The sequence below is a fragment of the Aureicoccus marinus genome, assembly GCF_002954325.1.
Classification (GTDB): domain Bacteria; phylum Bacteroidota; class Bacteroidia; order Flavobacteriales; family Flavobacteriaceae; genus Aureicoccus; species Aureicoccus marinus.
In genome coordinates this window covers 2,216,725-2,234,841 of sequence record NZ_MQVX01000001.1, presented here as the reverse complement: position 1 = coordinate 2,234,841, position 18,117 = coordinate 2,216,725, and the positions used below count along the sequence as shown (strand labels likewise).

At 48.1% G+C, this 18,117-nt stretch carries 18 protein-coding genes; 8 read left to right on the top strand and 10 right to left on the bottom strand.

Features of this window, described 5'->3' with window-relative positions:
* The first annotated feature begins 38 nt into the window (after positions 1 to 38).
* The 4 genes from aspS (at position 39) to BST99_RS10445 (ending at position 4,110) form a co-directional block, all read left to right on the top strand.
* The gene (aspS, locus tag BST99_RS10460) at positions 39 to 1,799 is read left to right on the top strand and encodes an aspartate--tRNA ligase (RefSeq protein ID WP_105001758.1); all 1,761 of its coding nucleotides are present in this window, start codon (positions 39 to 41) and stop codon (positions 1,797 to 1,799) included.
* The gene (locus tag BST99_RS10455; RefSeq protein ID WP_105001757.1) at positions 1,799 to 3,583 is read left to right on the top strand and encodes a chloride channel protein; all 1,785 of its coding nucleotides are present in this window, start codon (positions 1,799 to 1,801) and stop codon (positions 3,581 to 3,583) included. Before aspS ends, BST99_RS10455 begins: the two co-directional genes overlap by 1 nt.
* A complete protein-coding gene (locus tag BST99_RS10450; RefSeq protein ID WP_105001756.1) occupies positions 3,573 to 3,836 on the top strand; it encodes a hypothetical protein in 264 nt (87 codons plus the stop codon). Before BST99_RS10455 ends, BST99_RS10450 begins: the two co-directional genes overlap by 11 nt.
* Before the next feature lie 79 nt (positions 3,837 to 3,915).
* Positions 3,916 to 4,110, top strand: coding sequence for a cold-shock protein (locus BST99_RS10445; RefSeq protein ID WP_105001755.1), 195 nt, complete (start codon positions 3,916 to 3,918; stop codon positions 4,108 to 4,110).
* Positions 4,111 to 4,179: 69 nt separating this feature from the next.
* Here the strand turns inward: BST99_RS10445 and BST99_RS10440 are convergent, their stop codons facing one another.
* Positions 4,180 to 4,626 (bottom strand): nucleoside deaminase, encoded by a 447-nt coding sequence (locus BST99_RS10440; protein ID WP_105001754.1) that lies wholly within the window; start codon positions 4,624 to 4,626, stop codon positions 4,180 to 4,182.
* A gap of 68 nt (positions 4,627 to 4,694) precedes the next feature.
* Here BST99_RS10440 and BST99_RS10435 point away from each other — a divergent pair, with 68 nt between their 5' ends.
* Positions 4,695 to 6,446 (top strand): 1-deoxy-D-xylulose-5-phosphate synthase, encoded by a 1,752-nt coding sequence (locus BST99_RS10435; protein WP_105001753.1) that lies wholly within the window; start codon positions 4,695 to 4,697, stop codon positions 6,444 to 6,446.
* On the opposite strand, the gene dgt is transcribed toward BST99_RS10435, so the two are convergent.
* Positions 6,443 to 7,801, bottom strand: coding sequence for a dGTP triphosphohydrolase (gene dgt, locus BST99_RS10430; RefSeq protein WP_105002492.1), 1,359 nt, complete (start codon positions 7,799 to 7,801; stop codon positions 6,443 to 6,445). The two genes, BST99_RS10435 and dgt, sit on opposite strands and share 4 nt — an antisense overlap.
* Positions 7,802 to 7,957: 156 nt before the next feature.
* Here dgt and BST99_RS10425 point away from each other — a divergent pair, with 156 nt between their 5' ends.
* Positions 7,958 to 10,219: an inorganic phosphate transporter gene (locus tag BST99_RS10425; protein ID WP_245916237.1), complete on the top strand. Its 2,262-nt coding sequence runs from the start codon at positions 7,958 to 7,960 to the stop codon at positions 10,217 to 10,219.
* Between the two features lie 45 nt (positions 10,220 to 10,264).
* Complete coding sequence (locus BST99_RS15000; protein WP_219843834.1) at positions 10,265 to 10,555, top strand: DUF6503 family protein; 291 nt, start codon at positions 10,265 to 10,267, stop codon at positions 10,553 to 10,555.
* Here the strand turns inward: BST99_RS15000 and nadD are convergent.
* Genes nadD through BST99_RS10390 form a run of 6 tightly spaced genes read right to left on the bottom strand, consistent with a single transcriptional unit; the run spans position 10,527 to position 15,145 of the window.
* Positions 10,527 to 11,111 carry a nicotinate (nicotinamide) nucleotide adenylyltransferase gene (gene nadD / locus BST99_RS10415; RefSeq protein ID WP_105001751.1) on the bottom strand — a complete coding sequence of 195 codons (585 nt, stop codon included), beginning with the start codon at positions 11,109 to 11,111 and terminating at the stop codon, positions 10,527 to 10,529. The two genes, BST99_RS15000 and nadD, sit on opposite strands and share 29 nt — an antisense overlap.
* A 10-nt stretch (positions 11,112 to 11,121) precedes the next feature.
* A complete protein-coding gene (gmk, locus tag BST99_RS10410; protein WP_105001750.1) occupies positions 11,122 to 11,700 on the bottom strand; it encodes a guanylate kinase in 579 nt (192 codons plus the stop codon).
* A complete protein-coding gene (locus BST99_RS10405; RefSeq protein ID WP_105001749.1) occupies positions 11,697 to 12,554 on the bottom strand; it encodes a YicC/YloC family endoribonuclease in 858 nt (285 codons plus the stop codon). The genes gmk and BST99_RS10405 overlap by 4 nt, the downstream gene beginning before the upstream one ends.
* Positions 12,551 to 13,354 (bottom strand): 3-keto-disaccharide hydrolase, encoded by an 804-nt coding sequence (locus BST99_RS10400; protein ID WP_105001748.1) that lies wholly within the window; start codon positions 13,352 to 13,354, stop codon positions 12,551 to 12,553. Before BST99_RS10400 ends, BST99_RS10405 begins: the two co-directional genes overlap by 4 nt.
* A 1-nt stretch (position 13,355) precedes the next feature.
* The gene (locus BST99_RS10395; protein WP_105001747.1) at positions 13,356 to 14,096 is read right to left on the bottom strand and encodes a 3-keto-disaccharide hydrolase; all 741 of its coding nucleotides are present in this window, start codon (positions 14,094 to 14,096) and stop codon (positions 13,356 to 13,358) included.
* Positions 14,093 to 15,145 carry a sugar phosphate isomerase/epimerase family protein gene (locus BST99_RS10390; RefSeq protein WP_105001746.1) on the bottom strand — a complete coding sequence of 351 codons (1,053 nt, stop codon included), beginning with the start codon at positions 15,143 to 15,145 and terminating at the stop codon, positions 14,093 to 14,095. Before BST99_RS10390 ends, BST99_RS10395 begins: the two co-directional genes overlap by 4 nt.
* 125 nt (positions 15,146 to 15,270) lie before the next feature.
* On the opposite strand from BST99_RS10390, the gene BST99_RS10385 reads away from it, so the two are divergent.
* Positions 15,271 to 15,735, top strand: coding sequence for an ASCH domain-containing protein (locus tag BST99_RS10385; protein ID WP_105001745.1), 465 nt, complete (start codon positions 15,271 to 15,273; stop codon positions 15,733 to 15,735).
* Here BST99_RS10385 and BST99_RS10380 read toward each other — a convergent pair.
* Both BST99_RS10380 and BST99_RS10375 read right to left on the bottom strand, forming a co-directional pair.
* Positions 15,732 to 16,874 carry a Gfo/Idh/MocA family protein gene (locus BST99_RS10380; protein ID WP_105001744.1) on the bottom strand — a complete coding sequence of 381 codons (1,143 nt, stop codon included), beginning with the start codon at positions 16,872 to 16,874 and terminating at the stop codon, positions 15,732 to 15,734. The two genes, BST99_RS10385 and BST99_RS10380, sit on opposite strands and share 4 nt — an antisense overlap.
* A 9-nt stretch (positions 16,875 to 16,883) precedes the next feature.
* Positions 16,884 to 18,113 carry a nucleoside permease gene (locus tag BST99_RS10375; RefSeq protein WP_105001743.1) on the bottom strand — a complete coding sequence of 410 codons (1,230 nt, stop codon included), beginning with the start codon at positions 18,111 to 18,113 and terminating at the stop codon, positions 16,884 to 16,886.
* Positions 18,114 to 18,117: the final 4 nt, after the last annotated feature.

The following is an 18,117-nucleotide window of genomic DNA, read 5'->3' as shown; positions in this document are numbered from 1 at the left end:
CCTTCTACTTACTACCTTTGTGCTTTAATTTTTTGCACATGTATCGCACCCATAATTGCGGAGAAGTACGGGCTTCTCATCAAGGTCAGGAAGTACAATTGAGCGGTTGGGTTCACAAGGTCAGAGACAAGGGATTTGTCGTTTGGATCGATTTACGGGATCGCTATGGAATTACCCAATTGGTTTTTGATCAGGATCGCAGCCCGGCAGAAGTTTTAGAACAGGCCAAACAGTTGGGCCGTGAGACCGTGATTCAGGTGCATGGAGAGGTGATCGAGCGCGCTTCAAAAAACCCGAATATTCCAACCGGGGAAGTGGAGGTTTTGGTGCGCGAGTTGAAGGTGCTGAATCCTGCAGAACTCCCTCCCTTTACCATCGAAGACGTAACGGATGGTGGAGATGAGCTTCGCATGAAGTACCGCTATTTAGATATTCGCCGTAACCCAGTCAAAGAAAAGCTACTCTTTCGCCACAAAGTGGCCATGGAAGTTCGCAATTACCTTTCAGCAGAAGACTTTGTAGAGGTAGAAACCCCCTATTTAATCAAGTCTACACCGGAGGGAGCTCGTGATTTTGTGGTGCCCAGTCGAATGAATGCAGGGCAGTTTTACGCCCTGCCTCAATCCCCCCAAACCTTCAAGCAACTGCTGATGGTGGGTGGCCTGGACAAATACTTCCAAATCGTGAAGTGCTTCCGGGACGAGGATTTACGCGCAGACCGCCAACCGGAGTTTACCCAGATTGATTGCGAAATGTCTTTTGTGGAACAGGAAGACATCCTGCAGACTTTTGAAGGATTGACTCGTCACTTGCTCAGGACTATTCGTGGAGTGGAGGTGGAAGCCTTCCCCCGCATGACCTATGATGAGGCGATAAAACGCTATGGTAACGATAAACCGGATATTCGTTTTGGGATGGAATTTGGAGAATTGAATGCAGTGACCCAGCACAAAGACTTCAAGGTCTTTAATGAAGCCGAATTGGTGGTTGGAATCGCCGTTCCGGGAGGAGCACAGTACACCCGTAAACAGATTGATGCCTGGATTAACTGGGTAAAACGCCCCCAGATCGGGGCCAAGGGAATGGTCTACGTCAAGTGCAACGAAGATGGAACCTATAAATCCAGTGTAGATAAATTTTATACTCCGGAAGACCTGGCCCAGTGGGCAGAGGCGATTGGAGCGAAGGCAGGTGATTTGATCTTGATTCTTTCCGGGGATGCCATGCCGGTTCGTGGGCAGTTAAGTGCCTTGCGAATGGCGGTTGCCGAGGAGTTAGGCCTGCGAAAAGCGGATGAATTCGCTCCCTTGTGGGTGATTGACTTTCCGCTTTTGGAATGGGATGAAGAAAGCGAAAGCTACCACGCCATGCACCACCCCTTTACCTCGCCAAAACCCGGTCAGATGGAACTCCTGGAAACGGATCCAGGGGCCGTACGGGCCAATGCCTACGATTTGGTGTTGAATGGAAATGAAATTGGAGGTGGGTCCATCCGTATTCACGATCAGGGAATTCAGTCGACCATGTTCAAACACTTGGGCTTTTCGAAGGAGGAAGCCGAAGCTCAATTCGGATTCTTGATGGACGCTTTCCGTTACGGCGCGCCTCCTCACGGAGGAATCGCCTTTGGTTTGGACCGATTAGTCGCTATTTTGGGTGGTCAGGAAATCATACGCGATTACATCGCTTTCCCGAAAAACAACAGCGGCCGCGATGTGATGATCGATGCCCCTGCACCTTTGGATAACGCCCAATTGGATGAATTGAATCTCAAACTAAATCCCCAGGAGGTGGACTAATGCCCGGTTCCTCCCACAACAGGCTCTCGCGGTTTATCCGCTGGCGATACAAAAATGTATCGGACAAGGGCTTTGTGTTCTTATTGAGCGTCTTGGTAGGTTTTCTTTCGGGCTTTATTGCGGTCACCCTCAAGAACCTCACCTTCCTTATTCAGGAGGCCTTGCGTCCGGCTATTGAAGGTACCCAGAATTGGATTTATCTCGGCTTGCCCCTTATCGGCTTGATTCTCGTACACCTCTATGTAAAGTTTGTACATATGGAGCAACTAAGCCAGGCGGTGTCGTCTATTTTGTTTGTGTTGTCAAAGAAGGGGTCCAAGTTGTCTTTAAAGCATTGCTACACCCCTTTGTTAACCGTTCCGGTCACCGTTGGTTTTGGGGGATCGGTAGGATTACTGGGTTCTGCTATTGCCTCGGGCTCGGCATTGAGTTCACAGGTGAGTCGTCTCTTGCACCTCGATGTCAAAAAGCGCTCGCTCCTGATCGCCTGCGCTACAGCGGGTGCTATTAGTTCTATTTTTCAGTCTCCCATCGCAGCAGTGATCTTCGCTTTGGAAGTCTTCAGTCTGGATTTGACCATGTTGTCACTCATGCCTCTGCTTTTGGCTTCGGTCTCCGGGGTATTGACGCGCTATTTCTTTTTAGGGAACGAATTGCTCTTTGATTTTCAGTTGCAAGGAGGTTTTGAGCTCAAAGACACCTTGTATTACATCTTTCTGGGCCTTGCGACGGGTTTTGGCTCCATCTATTTCACCAAGATGTACTTTGCCATACAGGGGTTGTTTGCGAGGTTGAAGAATCCACTCTACCGATTACTGATCGGAGGGCTGGCGATCGGACTCTTACTCTATACCATACCTCCTTTATACGGAGAAGGTTTCGGGCTGATCAATAACCTATTGGCTGGGGACGCTTTGGCGGCTTTAGGCAAGACCCCATTTGATGCCTATACCGATAACGCTTGGGTAGTGATTGCTCTTTTGGTGGGCATCATCTTTTTTAAGGCCATTGCTATGACAACTACCCTAGCTGCGGGCGGTTCTGGGGGAATCATTATTCCCACCTTGGTGGTTGGGAGTGCTTTGGGGAATACAGTGGCGCAGATTCTTTCGGTCTTGGGCTTTGGCCGAGAAGTCTACAGCAGCCACTTTACTTTGATTGGGATGGCAGGATTAATCTCTGGAGTTATTCACGCTCCCTTGACCTCTATCTTCCTGATCGCAGAGTTAACTGGGGGCTATGAGTTGTTTGTGCCCTTGATGATCACGGCCTCCATTTCTTACCTCATTACCCGGGGAACCCTGGATTATACGATTTACACCAAGGAACTCAAGGCGCAAGGAGCCTTATTGACCCATGATAAAGACCAGAATGTGTTGACCCTCATGAAAATGGACGAGGTGATTGAACGCAACTTCAGAGCCCTGCATCCCGAGATGACTTTGGGCGAAATGCTTCATTCTTCTGTGGCAAAATCCAATCGAAACCTCTTTCCGGTTTTGGACGACGAACAAAAAATGGTGGGGGTGGTGCTTTTGGACGATATCCGAGAGATGATGTTTCAGACAGAACTCTACGACAAGAGGCATGTCAAGAACATGATGCATGCTCCTCCGGAGTATATTTTTTATGAAACCGACGATATGAGGGCGGTGATGAAGAAGTTTCAAGACAGCGGTGCCTGGAATTTACCCGTGATCAAAGACGATAAGTACGACGGCTTTATTTCCAAATCAAAAATGTTGACTGCCTACAGGCGAAAATTGATCTATTATGCGCGTTAAATTTTCTCATCTCACTATCCTGGTTGTATTGGCTTCTTTTGCCTCCATTATTTATGGTTTTAGCATCAAATCCGAACAGGTTTTATTGGGTCATCGCTTCATCGGTGGAGGTACTGTTGGGCTCTTTTTGGTGGCCATGCCCCTCTTCTTAATTAAAGAAAGTCGCGGAAAGCAATTGAAAGATTATATGTTAACTAAGGAAAACATCGAGAAAATGCAAAATCAATCAGGGGAAAAGACTGAAAATCAATAATTCTACTCAAATTTAAAGTGGAATTTACCTACCGGGTGTTCAGAACCACTACATTTGGTTTTTATTAATTACAATTAGAATGACTGGTACAGTAAAATTTTTCAATGAGTCTAAGGGATATGGATTCATAACCAACGATGAAACAGGACAAGACATTTTTGTTCATGTTACCGCCCTTAACGGGACGCAATTAAACGAAGGCGACAAAGTCGAGTACGAAGAGACCGAAGGAAGAAAAGGAACCGTTGCTGCAGAAGTGCAAGTAATCAACTAAGTTCCAAAACAATCAATAAATAAAAGAGGCCCTGGACATTTGTTCGGGGTTTTTCTTTTTGGGCATTTCCTATTTGCGCTTTCTTCTTTCGATAAAGAAGCGCTTGAGTAGGTCGGAGGCCTCCTCTTCCAATACGCCGCTGATCACTTCTGTCTTTGGGTGGAGACTGCCTCCCATCACCTGAAATCCCCTCTCCAGATCCGGGGCTCCAAAAACGACCTTGCTGATTTGACTCCAATACAGGGCACCCGCACACATGGAACAGGGTTCCAGGGTCACGTAAAGGGTGCAGTTGTGTAAATATTTACCGCCTAAAAAATGCGAGGCAGCAGTTATGGCCTGCATCTCAGCGTGGGCGGTGACATCCTGGAGCTGTTCGGTGAGGTTGTGCCCTCTTCCAATGATGCGGTCCTGGACAACCACAATCGCTCCAACAGGTACTTCACCCCGTGCATAGGCATTTTCGGCCTCCTGCAAGGCCTTTCGCATATAGTAGTTGTGGTCAAAGGGATTCATAGACAGGTCTAAAACTACGAATTGCAGTCGAAGGAACTCCCGGGTTTATCGTAATTTTACCAGTCACTTTGGGAAAGGGTTTAGAACATATCAACGGGCCGGAAGACCTGAGAAAATTGGCTGAGAGCGACTTGGTTCCATTAGCCGAGGAGTTGCGGCAGTTCATTATTGAAGCCGTGGCTGAAAAAGGGGGGCATCTCGGTGCCAGTTTGGGGGTGGTTGAATTGACCATCGCCTTGCACCGGGTCTTTGATACGCCACACGACCGATTGGTCTGGGATGTTGGTCACCAGGCTTATGGGCATAAAATCCTGACGGGACGCAGGTCTGCCTTTGGTACCAACCGCCAATTCAATGGACTCAGTGGTTTTCCCAAGAGATCCGAAAGTCCTTATGACGCCTTTGGCACGGGTCATAGTTCTACTTCGATTTCCGCTGTCTTAGGGATGGCCCTGGCTGGAGACCTCCTAAAAAAATCAAACCGCCAGCACATCGCGGTTATAGGCGATGCCTCGCTTGCCAGTGGCATGGCCTTCGAAGCCTTGAACCACTTGGGTTCTTCTCAAGCTTCTGTTTTGGTGATTTTGAACGACAATGGGATGAGCATTGATCCCAGTGTGGGAGCCCTACATGAATTGTTACAAGGACGAGATCAACATCTTGTTAACCAGTGGTTTACTTCCCTTGGACTGGCGTACAGTGGGCCGGTTGACGGACATGATCTATTCGCTTTGATTACCGAATTAAAGAGGCAAAAGACCTTAAAGGGTCCCCGATTACTGCACATCAAGACGGTAAAAGGAAAGGGTTTACCCCCTGCAGAGGTAGATCAGGTAACCTACCATGCCCCAGGAAAGTTTGAGCCCCGTACCGGAGAGCGCAAGCGGACTGATGAAGATCGTCGAACGAAGTTTCAGGACGTTTTTGGGGAAACCCTCGTGGAGTTAGGTCAGCAGAATCCCAAGATAGTCGGGATAACCCCCGCTATGCCGACTGGTAGTTCTTTGGGTCCCTTTATGGAGGCCTTTCCGGATCGCAGTTGGGACGTCGGGATAGCCGAACAACATGCGGTCACCTTAAGTGCAGGTCTTGCTACGGAGGGTTTGCTTCCTTTTTGTGCCATCTATTCGACCTTTTTACAGCGGGCCTACGACCAGGTCATCCACGATGTGGCCCTGCAGAACCTATCGGTGATATTCTGTTTGGATCGAGCCGGTTTGGTTGGTCAGGACGGTGCTACCCACCACGGGGTATTTGATCTGTCCTATTTGAACTGTATTCCCCACATGAGTATAGGGGTGCCGAGAAGCGGAAAGGAATTGAGAAACCTCCTCTATACATCCCAGCTAAAAGAAAGAGGACCGGTCGCTTTGCGCTATCCCAGAGGGTACTGCCCGGACCTGAATTGGAAGGGTAATTTCAGGGAGATTCCCTGGGGTAAAGGGGAGTGTTTAAGGAAAGGATCAGAAAAGGCCGTGGTGTTTTTAGGACCTTTAGGAGAGCAACTCAGTCAGTGGTTAGAGGAGCATGATGTGGATAATCGAATAGGGCTCTACGATATGCGATTCCTAAAGCCCTTGGATGAAACTCTATTACAGGAAGTGTTCGATTCTTATGCAGAAATCTGGACCCTGGAAGATGGTACTTTGATAGGCGGATTAGGAAGTACGGTAGCCGAAAAAGCACAAGTTTCTGGTTACTCAGGGCAATTGGCTCAGCGAGGTCTCCAGGATACCTTTATCGAGCACGGCAGCACGGACGAATTAAATAACCAGACCGGTTTGTCTTTTTCTGAAATAGGGAAAGAACTTCTTTCTTAAAATCTGGCTGTCATTAAGTTGTGTCTTTTTAGGGCGGCGCTGTCTGACAAGCTAGCGACAAAACAACTCATGTTCATCAGCAGGGTATACAGTTCCGTATTCTCTTTGTTATCGGCCCAAAATTCCGGAGGGAGGGTCGATAAAAGCAGGTCCTGGTACTGGCCTCCTTTTCCATCCTTGTAAAGGCAGGCTGCTTCGGTGTATCGGTGTAGTAATTCCTGAATCACCTCGTAGCCCGTTAGCTCTTTTTCGATTACTTCTGTGGAGCGGTACATGCGGTCTACACTCAGTTTGATGATGTCATCGATCTGCGCGGAATAAGAGCTCTTATCCAGCAAGGCCATGTCCATCTTACCATTGAGGAGCTGTTCTTCCTCCGTCATAAATCGGTCGACGGTTTCAACCACAAGCGAATTGATGGCCAGGGCACGCAAATAAGCCAAACGGTCGGAGGTATTTTGAAGTTGATGATACTTCTTGGTATCGATGCGGTCTTTCACCAGGTTGATGAGGTATTCCAAAGCGTATTCTTCGGGAATCAACCCTAAATTGATTCCGTCTTCAAAGTCGATTATGGTGTAGCAGATATCATCTGCGGCCTCGACCAGGTAGGTGAGGGGGTGCCTGTAGTATCCAGGAACATCCGTTTGCTTAAGCAACCCAAGATCTACGGCCACCTCTTCAAAATCAGCCCAGTTGTTTTGGAAGACTCCAAACTTCTTGTTCGCGATATGGCGATTGGGCTTTTTAGGCAAAGAGGCCTTGGGGTATTTGGTAAAGGTGCCGAGTGTGGCATAGCTCAATCGCAGACCGCCGGGAATGCCTGGTCGACTTTCGGTGAGAATTCGAAAGCCGTTGGCGTTTCCTTCAAAATCAACCAAATCCTGGTACTGTTGCGGGCTGAGTTGTTCTTTGTAGTGTTTACCTGGACCTTCGCTGAAATAGTGACCAATGGCCTTTTCGCCACTGTGCCCAAAGGGCGGATTGCCTATATCGTGAGAGAGGGCTGCAGCGGCGACGATGGCCCCAAAATCGTTGAAGCGGTATCCGTGTTTTTCGCTGAGTTCCGGGTATTTTTCAAGAAGACGTTGACCCGCGAGTCTACCCAAACTTCGGCCTACTACAGAAACTTCTAGACTGTGGGTTAAACGACTGTGAACAAAGCCTTTGGTTGATCCTGTGTTGACCGGCATGGGCATGACCTGGGTCTTGTCTTGCAGGCTTCTGAAGGCGGAAGAAAACAAAATGCGGTCAAAATCCACATCGAATCCGAGGCGGGTTTCGTCCTGGTTTTTTCGCAAGCGCTTCTCGCTATCTCCGTGCCTTTTCAGCGAAAGTAGTCGGCTCCATTCCATCATTCCGGTGTTTGGGTAGGTGAAGATACAGGCTGTAGCCTATTTATCCCTTATTTTCGCAGAGATTTATTGGTAACATTAGGTTAACTTATAAGCTAAATTATAAGTTCATTTTTGCCCTGATTTAGCACTATGGGAGAGCAGATTTACTTTATCATGATAATTGCGCTGGCGGTACTGGCCATCACTGACTTGGTTGTGGGGGTTAGTAACGACGCAGTTAACTTTTTAAACTCTGCTTTAGGATCCAAGGCCATCGCCGTGAGAACCATCATGATTACGGCCAGTATTGGAATAGCCTTGGGGGCCATGTCTTCGGCTGGTTTAATGGAGGTAGCCCGGAAAGGAATTTTCAACCCGAGTGAATTTGTCTTTGCCGAGATCATCTTGATTTTTATGGCTGTGATGATCACGGATGTCCTGCTCTTGGATTTCTTCAACACCCTCGGGATGCCAACATCCACCACGGTTTCCATCGTTTTTGAGCTTTTGGGTGCTGCAGTCGCTATGGCAATCATTAAAATCATGAACAAGGGTGACGGTTTAGATACCCTCTCGCAGTACATCAACAACGAACAGGCCTTAGTCATTATATCCGGGATACTGCTCTCGGTCTTTATCGCCTTTTCGATCGGGGCGATCGTACAGTTTATATCGCGCCTGCTGATCGGATACGATTCCAAACAAGAAAACCGTACGGCCGCTGCTGTATTCGGTGGTGTTGCGATTACGGCGATCAATTACTTCATTCTGGTTAAAGGCCTGAAGGGAACGACCTTGATTCCAGAAGAATTGTTGCTCTTTATCAAGGAACAAACCGTCCTTTTTATCGGAATTAATGTGGTGATCTGGTCTTTCCTTTCCTTGTTGTTCACCTACTTGTTCCGCTGGAATATCTACCGCATCATTATCACCTTAGGAACCTTCGCCTTGGCGATGGCTTTTGCTGGGAATGACTTGGTGAACTTTATCGGCGTCCCTATTGCTGCCCTGGAATCCTACGAAGCCTGGCAAGCCTCTGGTGTTGCTGCAAACGAATTTTCTATGGAAGGCTTAGCCTCCAAAGTCAGCACGGATCCGATGTTACTCATCGCGGCAGGGCTGATTATGATCATTACCCTGTGGCTTTCGACCAAAGCCCGCTACGTAACCGAGACAGAGATCAACTTGGCGCGTGAAGGAGAAGGCGAGGAACGCTTTCAGCCCAACTTTCTCAGCCGACAAATTGTAAAGTTTGTTTTGGTCGGGTTCGATAGTGTGAGCAAAGTCTTTCCCGCTTCTGTTCGCAATACCGTAAGTCATCGTTTGGCCAAACCAACAGTAACGGTTCCTAAGAACCGTCGCCAGGATTTACCAGCCTTTGATATGATTCGGGCCTCGGTGAATATGATGGTGGCCAGTGTTTTGATTTCGATCGCTACTTCTATGAAATTACCACTGAGCACCACCTATGTCACCTTTATGGTGGCCATGGGAACTTCCCTGGCTGACCGCGCCTGGGGTGCAGAAAGCGCTGTTTACCGTGTGGCAGGGGTTTTGAATGTTATTGCCGGTTGGTTTATGACGGCCCTTATTGCCTTTGTTTCGGCCGGTGTGATCGCAACCCTCTTGTATTACGGAGGGACTATTGCTTTGGTATTGCTACTTTTCTGTGCTGCCGTTCTTTTGGGAAGAAACTTCATCAAGCACAAGAAGAGTCGCCAGGACAACGTGGCGGAAGACAAGCTCAGACGTGCCGAGAGTGGTTCGATTCAGGGGGTTATTGAAGAAAGTGCGAAGACCATTTCGAAGGTGATCAAGCGGAGTAACCGCATTTATACTGCCGCGGTGGATGGCTTGGCGAAACACGATTTGGAAGAGCTGAAAAAGGCGAACAAAGACGTGGTTAAGCTCACCAAAGAAATTGACGGTTTAAAAGATCAGTTATTCTATTTTATCAAGAACCTGGACGAAGCCAGCGTGGAGCCAGCGAGTAATTTTTACATTAACCTTTTGGGGTACTTGCAGGATTTTGCGCAGTCTTTGGAGTACATCGCTAAGTTGGGTCATACCCACGTACTCAACAACCACAAAAAGCTCAAGTACAACCAAATCAAGGACCTCCAGGAGCTGGATCAGATGCTGGAGACCCTTTTTCACGATACTTCTTCCATCTTCGAATCCAAGTCTTTTGATCGCATTCTGCCCATGTTGAACAAAAAGGAAGAGTACCTGAAGGCGATTGAAGAAAAAATTGAGCAGCAGGTTGCGCGGACGCGTACGGAGGAATCCAGCCCGAAAAACACCACCCTCTACTTCTCCTTACTGGGCGAAAGCAAGGACATGATTGAGGCGGCCATGGATTTGTTGGAATTGTACTACAGTGAGCACGACAGCACAGTGGAGCCTATCCGTATCGATAAGCCCGAGGACGAATAACTCACCTTCCTCCTTTTCGACTACCTTATAATCAAAACCCTTTTTATGAAAGCAGGTCTATTGGGAGTCCTTTTCTACTCCATTGCCGGTCTGTTAAGTCTAAACGCCCAAGAAATAACCGGAGAGGAGCTCTTAGAAAAAGCGATTGCTTACCACGACGAAAGCAAGAACGACGGAGAGTACATTCTTCTTTCGGGCTTAGAGGACATCAAGGGCATTCAGATGCCTAAAAAACGCGATTGGTATTATAACAGTGATGACAAGTTCCTCGGTAGTGACCTTTTGATTCCAAACGAGGGAGTAATAACTAGCGGTAAAAATTCATCTCGTCCATAAACTTCCAAACAGCAGCTGGCAGCATGGGCCGAACGTCTTTTCCTTCTTTGTGCATGCGCCTTACCAGGGTCGATGAGATTTCAATAATGGGAGCCTCTATACGGTGGATTGCCGGGTGATCTTGTAGGTCTTCGGGCACAACACCTTCCGACAGACGCGGGTAAACCAACAATTCGTAGCGGGCCAGAATTTCTTCATAGTTCTTCCATTTACGGAAGCTTTTGAGGTTGTCTTCTCCCATGATGAGCTGAAAAGAATAGCCTTTCGGGTATTTTTCTTCGAGGTGGACCAGGGTGTTGATGGTGTAGTTGGGCTGGGGTAGATCGAACTCGATCTTGCTGGGCTTGAGGTGCGGAAACTCCTCCACCGCTTCAAAGACCATTTGGTACCGGTGGTGGTTGTCCAAAAGGCTACTTTTCTTTTTGAAAGGGCTTTGGGGTGTGATGACAAACCAGACTTCTTCCAAATCTGTTTCCTGTACCAAGTGGTTGGCCAAGATCAAATGGCCGATGTGTAAGGGGTTGAAGGTTCCGAAAAATAAGCCCACCTTTTTCATCCTGACTATTTTAAGAATTTAGGAATTGCTCGACGACCAAATAGGCCTCTTTTAGAGCCACTTCCAAGTCCTCATTGAGCAAAAGATAATCGAATTGAGGGGCGGTCTCGAGTTCCTGGGCCGCTTTGGCGAGTCGCATTTCAATCTTCTCGGCGGACTCGGTGGATCGCCCTTCCAAGCGCTCTCGAAGGGTGTCCATGCTCGGCGGCTGAACAAAGACAGAGAGCGTGCGCTCGGGAAAATGTTCTTTCAGACGAAGCCCACCGGCGACATCAATGTCAAAAATAACGTGCTTCCCTTCTTCCCAAAGACGCTCTACTTCTGAGCGCAGTGTACCGTAAAAATGCAGAGGGTAAACCTCTTCCCATTCAAGGAACTCCTTGGTCTGGATCTTTTCTTTAAAGGTGTCCGGACTCAGGTAGTAGTAATTGACACCATCGGTTTCGCCTTCCCGTTTTTCGCGGGTGGTAGCCGAAACAGAAAAGGCGAGATTGAGTTCGCTCTGGCGAAGCAAGTGCTGGACGATGGTTGTCTTTCCACTACCAGAGGGAGCAGAAAAAATCAGCAATTTGCCCGTTGTTTTACTCATAATACATTGAGCATTTGCTCTTTAATCTTTTCTAATTCGTCCTTCATTTGTACCACGCACTTCTGCATGGGAGCGAAGTTGGCCTTGGATCCAATGGTATTGATCTCTCGACCGATTTCCTGGCAGATAAAGCCCAGCTTTTTTCCTCCGGCCTTTTCGGTTTCCATGGTTTTGGAAAAGTACTTCAGGTGGTTGGCCAAACGTACCTTTTCTTCCGTGATGTCGTACTTCTCGAGGTAGTAAATCAATTCCTGTTCGAAGCGATTGGCATCGACCTCGGTATGCAGATCACTTACCGCTTTTTCAAGCCGGGTTCGAATACTGTCGATGCGTTCGGTATCCAGGGATTTTACTTCTTCCAATAGCGTTTCCAGAGTGTTGATCCGTTTTTGGAAGTCGGCTTCCAAGGCGGCTCCTTCTTTTTGACGAAAATCCTGCAACTTTCTGATTACACGCTTGAGTCCCTCCAGAATTTGACCGTACTCCTCGGGATCTATTTCGTCTTTGTCTGACTTCAAGGTGTCGGGTAAACGTAGTGCCAGTTCCATCAATTTGAGTTCATCTCCGGAGGCTATGGTGCGGAGTTGACCCATATAAGCCTCTACAAGTGGTTTATTGATCTCTGTAGACACTTCCGTCCCGTTCAGCTCTACTTGTAGGTTAAAGTCAATTTTACCCCGAGAGAGCTCTTCTGAGAGCATTTTGCGCATCTCCATCTCTTTTTCGCGATACAGCAAGGGCAAGCGGGCGTTTAAGTCGAGGTTTTTGCTGTTGAGCGATTTGAGCTCCAGGGTAATTTTCTTTTGCGGCAATTGGAGAACCTCCTTGCCAAATCCGGTCATTGATTGAATCATAGTTCGCGTACCCAGATGTTGCGGTAACTCACCCGACTGTTGTCTTGATGATCCTGCAGTTTAAGCGGTGCCTTCCCGTGCGCAATATTTTTTGGCCAGCCGATGTATTCGGTGGTTCCTTCCAGTACAAAATGATCCTGAATCAGAACACCGTTGTGGATGACCGTGATGGTTCCTGCCTTGGTGCGCTCACCGGCCTCGTCAAACTCAGGTGCGTGAAAAATGATGTCGTAGGTGTTCCATTGCCCTGAAGGGACAGAAGCCATGGCCATGGGAATGGATTGTTTGTAGATGGATCCGACTTGGCCGTTGACATAGGTCGGGTTATCGTTGTTGTCAAGCACCTGAACTTCGTAGCGGCTTTGTAAAAAGACCCCGCTGTTTGCCCGGCTTTGATTCTCGCCCTGGATTTCTGCAGGAGAACGCCATTCAATATGGAGCTGAACACTTCCGAAGCTCTGCTTGGTTTGAATGTCACCAGTTTTGTCTTTGACGGTCATGCTGCCGTCTCCGTTGAGATGCCATTGCACGGCAGAACTGTCGACTGCGCTCTCCCAAGCGTCAAAATTAGTCCCGTCAAAAAGGACAATGGCATCGCTAGGTGGTGCCCCGGCTACGCCAGGCACTACACGAGGTGGAACCGGTTGGTACAGTTCCGTTTCTTCGGGTTTGGTTGGTTCTTTTTCTGATGACATTTCGGTGGTATCAGTGGATTGATCTGCTGTTGGAGCTTCTTCTTCTGTCTTGTTTTGACAGCCGATAAAAACCACGGCCAGCAGAAGCAGGAGTTGGTATTTCATGTTATAATTCTTTAATTTTAATTTTTCTGTAGGCAACGGTATCTCCGTGGTCTTGCAAGCCCAGACGCCCTTTGGGGTAGTCTCCAAAGCCTTTCCAGTCCGCAAATTTCGATTCTTTTACCAGATTATCCCATCCGTCGCCCTTTACCGGAAAGGTAACGATCAACTTTCCGTTCATCTTTACCCATCCCTGTCCGGTTTCGTGGTTGACATGTAAAATGCATTCGTTCCACTCTCCGGCGGCATTGGTGTGGTCTTCAGAAGGGGGTACCATATCGTACAGGGCTCCTGCCTGCCGATCTTCTCCATTTAGTGCATCCGGATGTCCTTGGTTATCCAGAACCTGAATCTCCGGCCCGGTCTGATAGGGCTGGCCAAATTCTTCTGACTCGTAGACACCCCAAAAGATGCCACTGTTGCCGTTTTTCTGGATTTTCCACTCCAGACTGAGTTCGAAATTGGTGAATTCTTCTTCCGAAACCAGGTTGTAGCTTTCGCCTTGTGGTCGTTCAGTCGGGGGGTAAAATACCAGGGCCCCTTCTTCAATTTTCCAGGCCTTGCCAGGTTCGTCTCCTCTGTAGAGTCTCCAGCCGGTAAAATTCTCTCCGTCAAAGAGCTCCCGGAATTCGGCCACCTCTATTTTGGTGTCGGTGGGGTTTTCTTCTTGTTTTTCGTTTTGCTTTTTACAGGAAACAACCAATAAGGATAGTGCAAAAAGGGTGCTTAAGAACTGTGTTTTCATAACCCGAGGATTTTCTTCAGCTTTTCTGGGTCGGTCGCAGAGCCGGCGAAGTCGTCAAAAGTCTTCTCGGTGGCTTCGATGATGTGATCCGAGATGAATTTGGCTCCTTCTCGCGCGCCTTGTTCCGGACTCTTGATGCAGCATTCCCACTCCATGACGGCCCACACATCACAGCCGTATTGGGTCAGTTTAGAAAAGATCGTCTTAAAATCGACCTGCCCATCACCGGGCGAACGGTAGCGTCCAGCGCGGTCTCCCCAATCGTTGTACCCACCAAAGGCTCCTTTTTTACCGGTTGGGTTAAATTCTGAATCCTTTACGTGGAAAGCCTTGATAAAGGAGTGGTAGTGATCGATGTATTCGATATAGTCGAGTTGTTGAAGAACAAAGTGGCTTGGGTCGTAAAGAATGTTCACACGCTTGTGATTGCCGGTCGCTTCCAAAAAGCGCTCAAAAGTATCTCCGTCGTGGAGGTCTTCCCCGGGGTGGATTTCGTAGCACACATCTACACCTTCTTCGTCAAAATGATTCAGGATGGGCATCCAGCGTTTGGCCAATTCTTCAAAGCCCATTTCGACCAGTCCCGGAGGTCGTTGTGGCCAAGGGTGTGCGGTATGCCAAAGCAGAGCTCCTGAAAAAGTAGCGTGGGCATTGAGTCCTAATCTTCTACTCGCCGTTGCCGCCTTCTTAACCGTATCTACGGCCCACTCTGTACGGGCCTTCGGATTGTTCTTGTAGGCATCAGGTGCAAAATTGTCAAACATCACGTCGTAAGCGGGATGCACGGCAACCAATTGCCCTTGTAAGTGGGTGGAAAGTTCGGTGATTTCTAGTCCGTAGGAGTTGATTTTCCCCTTGAGGTCGTCACAGTACATCTGGCTTCCGGCTGCTTGATCTAAATCGATCAAAAATGATTCCCAGGTAGGGATCTGAATGCCTTTGTACCCCAGATCGGCTGCCCATTGGCAGAGCCCATCTAAACTGTTAAACGGAGGTTGTTGGTCGATGAATTGTGCCAGAAATACGGCCGGTCCTTTGATGGTCTTCATGGAAATTGACGGCTTGTCGATTATATTGAAATCTATGGAATTTAACGTCTACATTAGCTTGGAAGGCTCTATAGCGAGAAGGAAAAGTACAACAAAAAGGAGAAAAACAAAACCCCCCATAGGTCATGAAAAATCAGTCGGCAGAAGCCCTTTGGAAAGAATTTGTGGCAAAGTATCCTGCATATCGCACCGCACGTCCCAAGCGAATATTTCATTTTTACGATACAGAAGAGGCGGCCAATAGTGCCGTTGATCGCTTAGGTCAAGGGACCAAAAGAGCCTATTCACAAGCCTTACTCAAGCTTCAACTCGAAAAAGAGGAATACCCGCATATCGGCAGTATTGCCATCGCAACCGATTGGGAAGGCCATGCGCAATATGTTCTACAGACCACTTCCATGAAGTTTTTACCGCTCTTTTCGATACACGAAGAACATGCCCGATTAGAGGGAGAAGGCGATAAAAGTCTGAAGCACTGGCGAAAAACCCAATGGCAAATTTGGGCTCGTCAATTAGCAAAGCATGGCAGAATCCCTAAGGTGCCGATGATGGTGGTCTTTGAACGCTTCGAAAAGCTTTACCCGCACTAGGCTGGATCCAGCGGGATCCAAACATTTCCTCTTTGGTGAGAAAAGACGCTGGCCTCGATAAAGTTCAGGCCGCGCACCCCGTCCCGCATAGTCGGAAATTCCCCGTCGTTGTATTCTTCACCGCGAATTGCACGAGCAACACCCAAATAGATATTGGCCATGGCATCGAAGATCCCTTCCGGGTGACCTGGAGGGAGTTTGGTGCCGTCCAAAGAAAGCTCCGAGTTGTAAGCATGCCCGGGTTTAAGTACCTGTAGAGGCTTGTCTTCCTGCATGTAGTAGAGGAAGTTCGGGTTTTCCTGTTCCCATTTAAGGGCTCCTTTGGAACCGTAAATCTTGATGGTCAGGCCATTTTCTTCGCCTGTAGCCACTTGGCTGGCGCGAATAACTCCTTTGACATGCTTGGCCATACGGATTAATACCGTGCCGTCCACATCCATGGCATTATCGTCGTAGAGGTAGTTGAAATCACAGAGCACCGATTGAATCGATAGGCCTGTGGTAAACTCGATCATGTTGAAGGCGTGCACCCCAATATCTCCCATACAGGAACTGATTCCTGCTTTGGCTGGGTCTAATCGCCAGGTATTGGCTCTTTTTTCGGCGTCGTGGATGATGGGGTTGATCCAGCCTTGGTAGTAACTCGCGTCCACTTTGTGGATGGGTCCCAGTTCTCCGGCTTTTATCATTTCGCGCATTTGGCGCACCATGGGATAGCCCGTATAGGTGTGGGTCACCGCAAAGACGGTTCCTGCCTTTTTCCAGGTGTCCCGAAGAGTAGTGGCTTCATCGTAATTGGTGGTCATTGGTTTTTCGCAAATCACGTGAAAACCGTTTTCCAATAGCTTTTTGGCCATGGGGAAGTGGAGGAAGTTCGGAGTCAACACGCTGCAAACCTGCATGCGCTGATCTTCCGGCAGCTTCATCTCTTCCGCGATCATGGTATCAAAATCCTTGTAAATCCGATCCGTCGGGATGTCGATTTCTTCCGCGAACTCGATGCTCTTTTCAAACTCAGGTGCAAAAACAGCCGAAGTGATTACATAGTTGTCGTTGATAAAGGAAGCCACACGGTGTAAAACTCCGATAAGAGAGTCTCCGCCACCGCCGACGATCCCCAGTCTGATTTTTTTAGGCATGGGATGGATTTAGGATTTGTATTCGATTTTTTCGCTTTTGAAAACTAAGGCAAAAAGGACCATCACACCGGCAGCAAAGATGGCGGGTGCCGTCCAGATACTCCGCCAGTCGTGTACGTTCTCAGAAACCAAGTAATGGTCGGTGATTTTTCCGGCGACCCAGAATCCGACAAGCATACCTACACCGTAAGTGGCTAAAGTAATCAGGCCTTGAGCGGCGCTCTTGTAGCGTTCACCTGCTTTGGAATCGGTATAGATCTGTCCACTGACAAAGAAAAAGTCATAACAGATCCCGTGCAGGGCGATACCGACAATCAACATAAAGGCGAGTTCTCCGGAGTCTCCGTAAGCAAAAAGTAAATAGCGTACAGCCCAGGCCAACATCCCGACTAGGATGGTGTTTTTAAAGCCAAAGCGTTTAAAGAAAAAGGGCAAAAGCAACATGAAGAAGACCTCTGAGGCTTGTCCAATAGTCATCTTACCGGTAGCACCTTCTACATTGATTTCTGTTAAGAATTGATTGGCGTGTTGGTAGTAGAAAGCCAAGGGAATACAAATGAGAATGGAGGCCAGGAAGAAGACTAAGAAGTTGCGATCCTTCAGGAGTTTAAGAGCATCCAATCCAATGATATCTCCAATTTTAATTTTTTCATCCTTACTAACCTTTGGTGGTGTCTTGGGAAGTGTGAAACTAAAAAGCCCTAAAAAGGCTGAAGCAACACCGGTCATCAAGAAGGTGTTTTTTAGTGCTCCTTCTGCGATTTGATCTGCACTGTCCCAGAGGAAGACATAGCTGATGGCCAGTCCAGCCACAATCCAACCGATGGTGCCAAAAACACGGATAAAAGAGAACTGTTTAGCCGGATCCGTCATTTGATTGAAGGAAACCGAATTCACCAAAGCCAGTGTTGGCATATAGGCGATCATATAGCCCATCACATAGGGCAAAAAGGCGTCGAAATCAGGTGCATTGTACAGCTGGTACATCAAGCCAGCACCGATCAAATGAAGAACACCTAGTATGCGTTCGGCATTAAAAAAGCGATCGGCAATGAGTCCAATAATAAAAGGAGCAATGATAGCTCCCCAGGATTGACTACTGTAGGCCAAAGCGGTTTCAGCACCATCGGTTCCCAAAGTTTGCGTTAGGTAGGTTCCCATGGTGACGAACCATCCTCCCCAAATAAAGAATTCGAGGAACATCATCAGGGAAAGCTGAATTTTGGTCGTTGATTTCATAAGG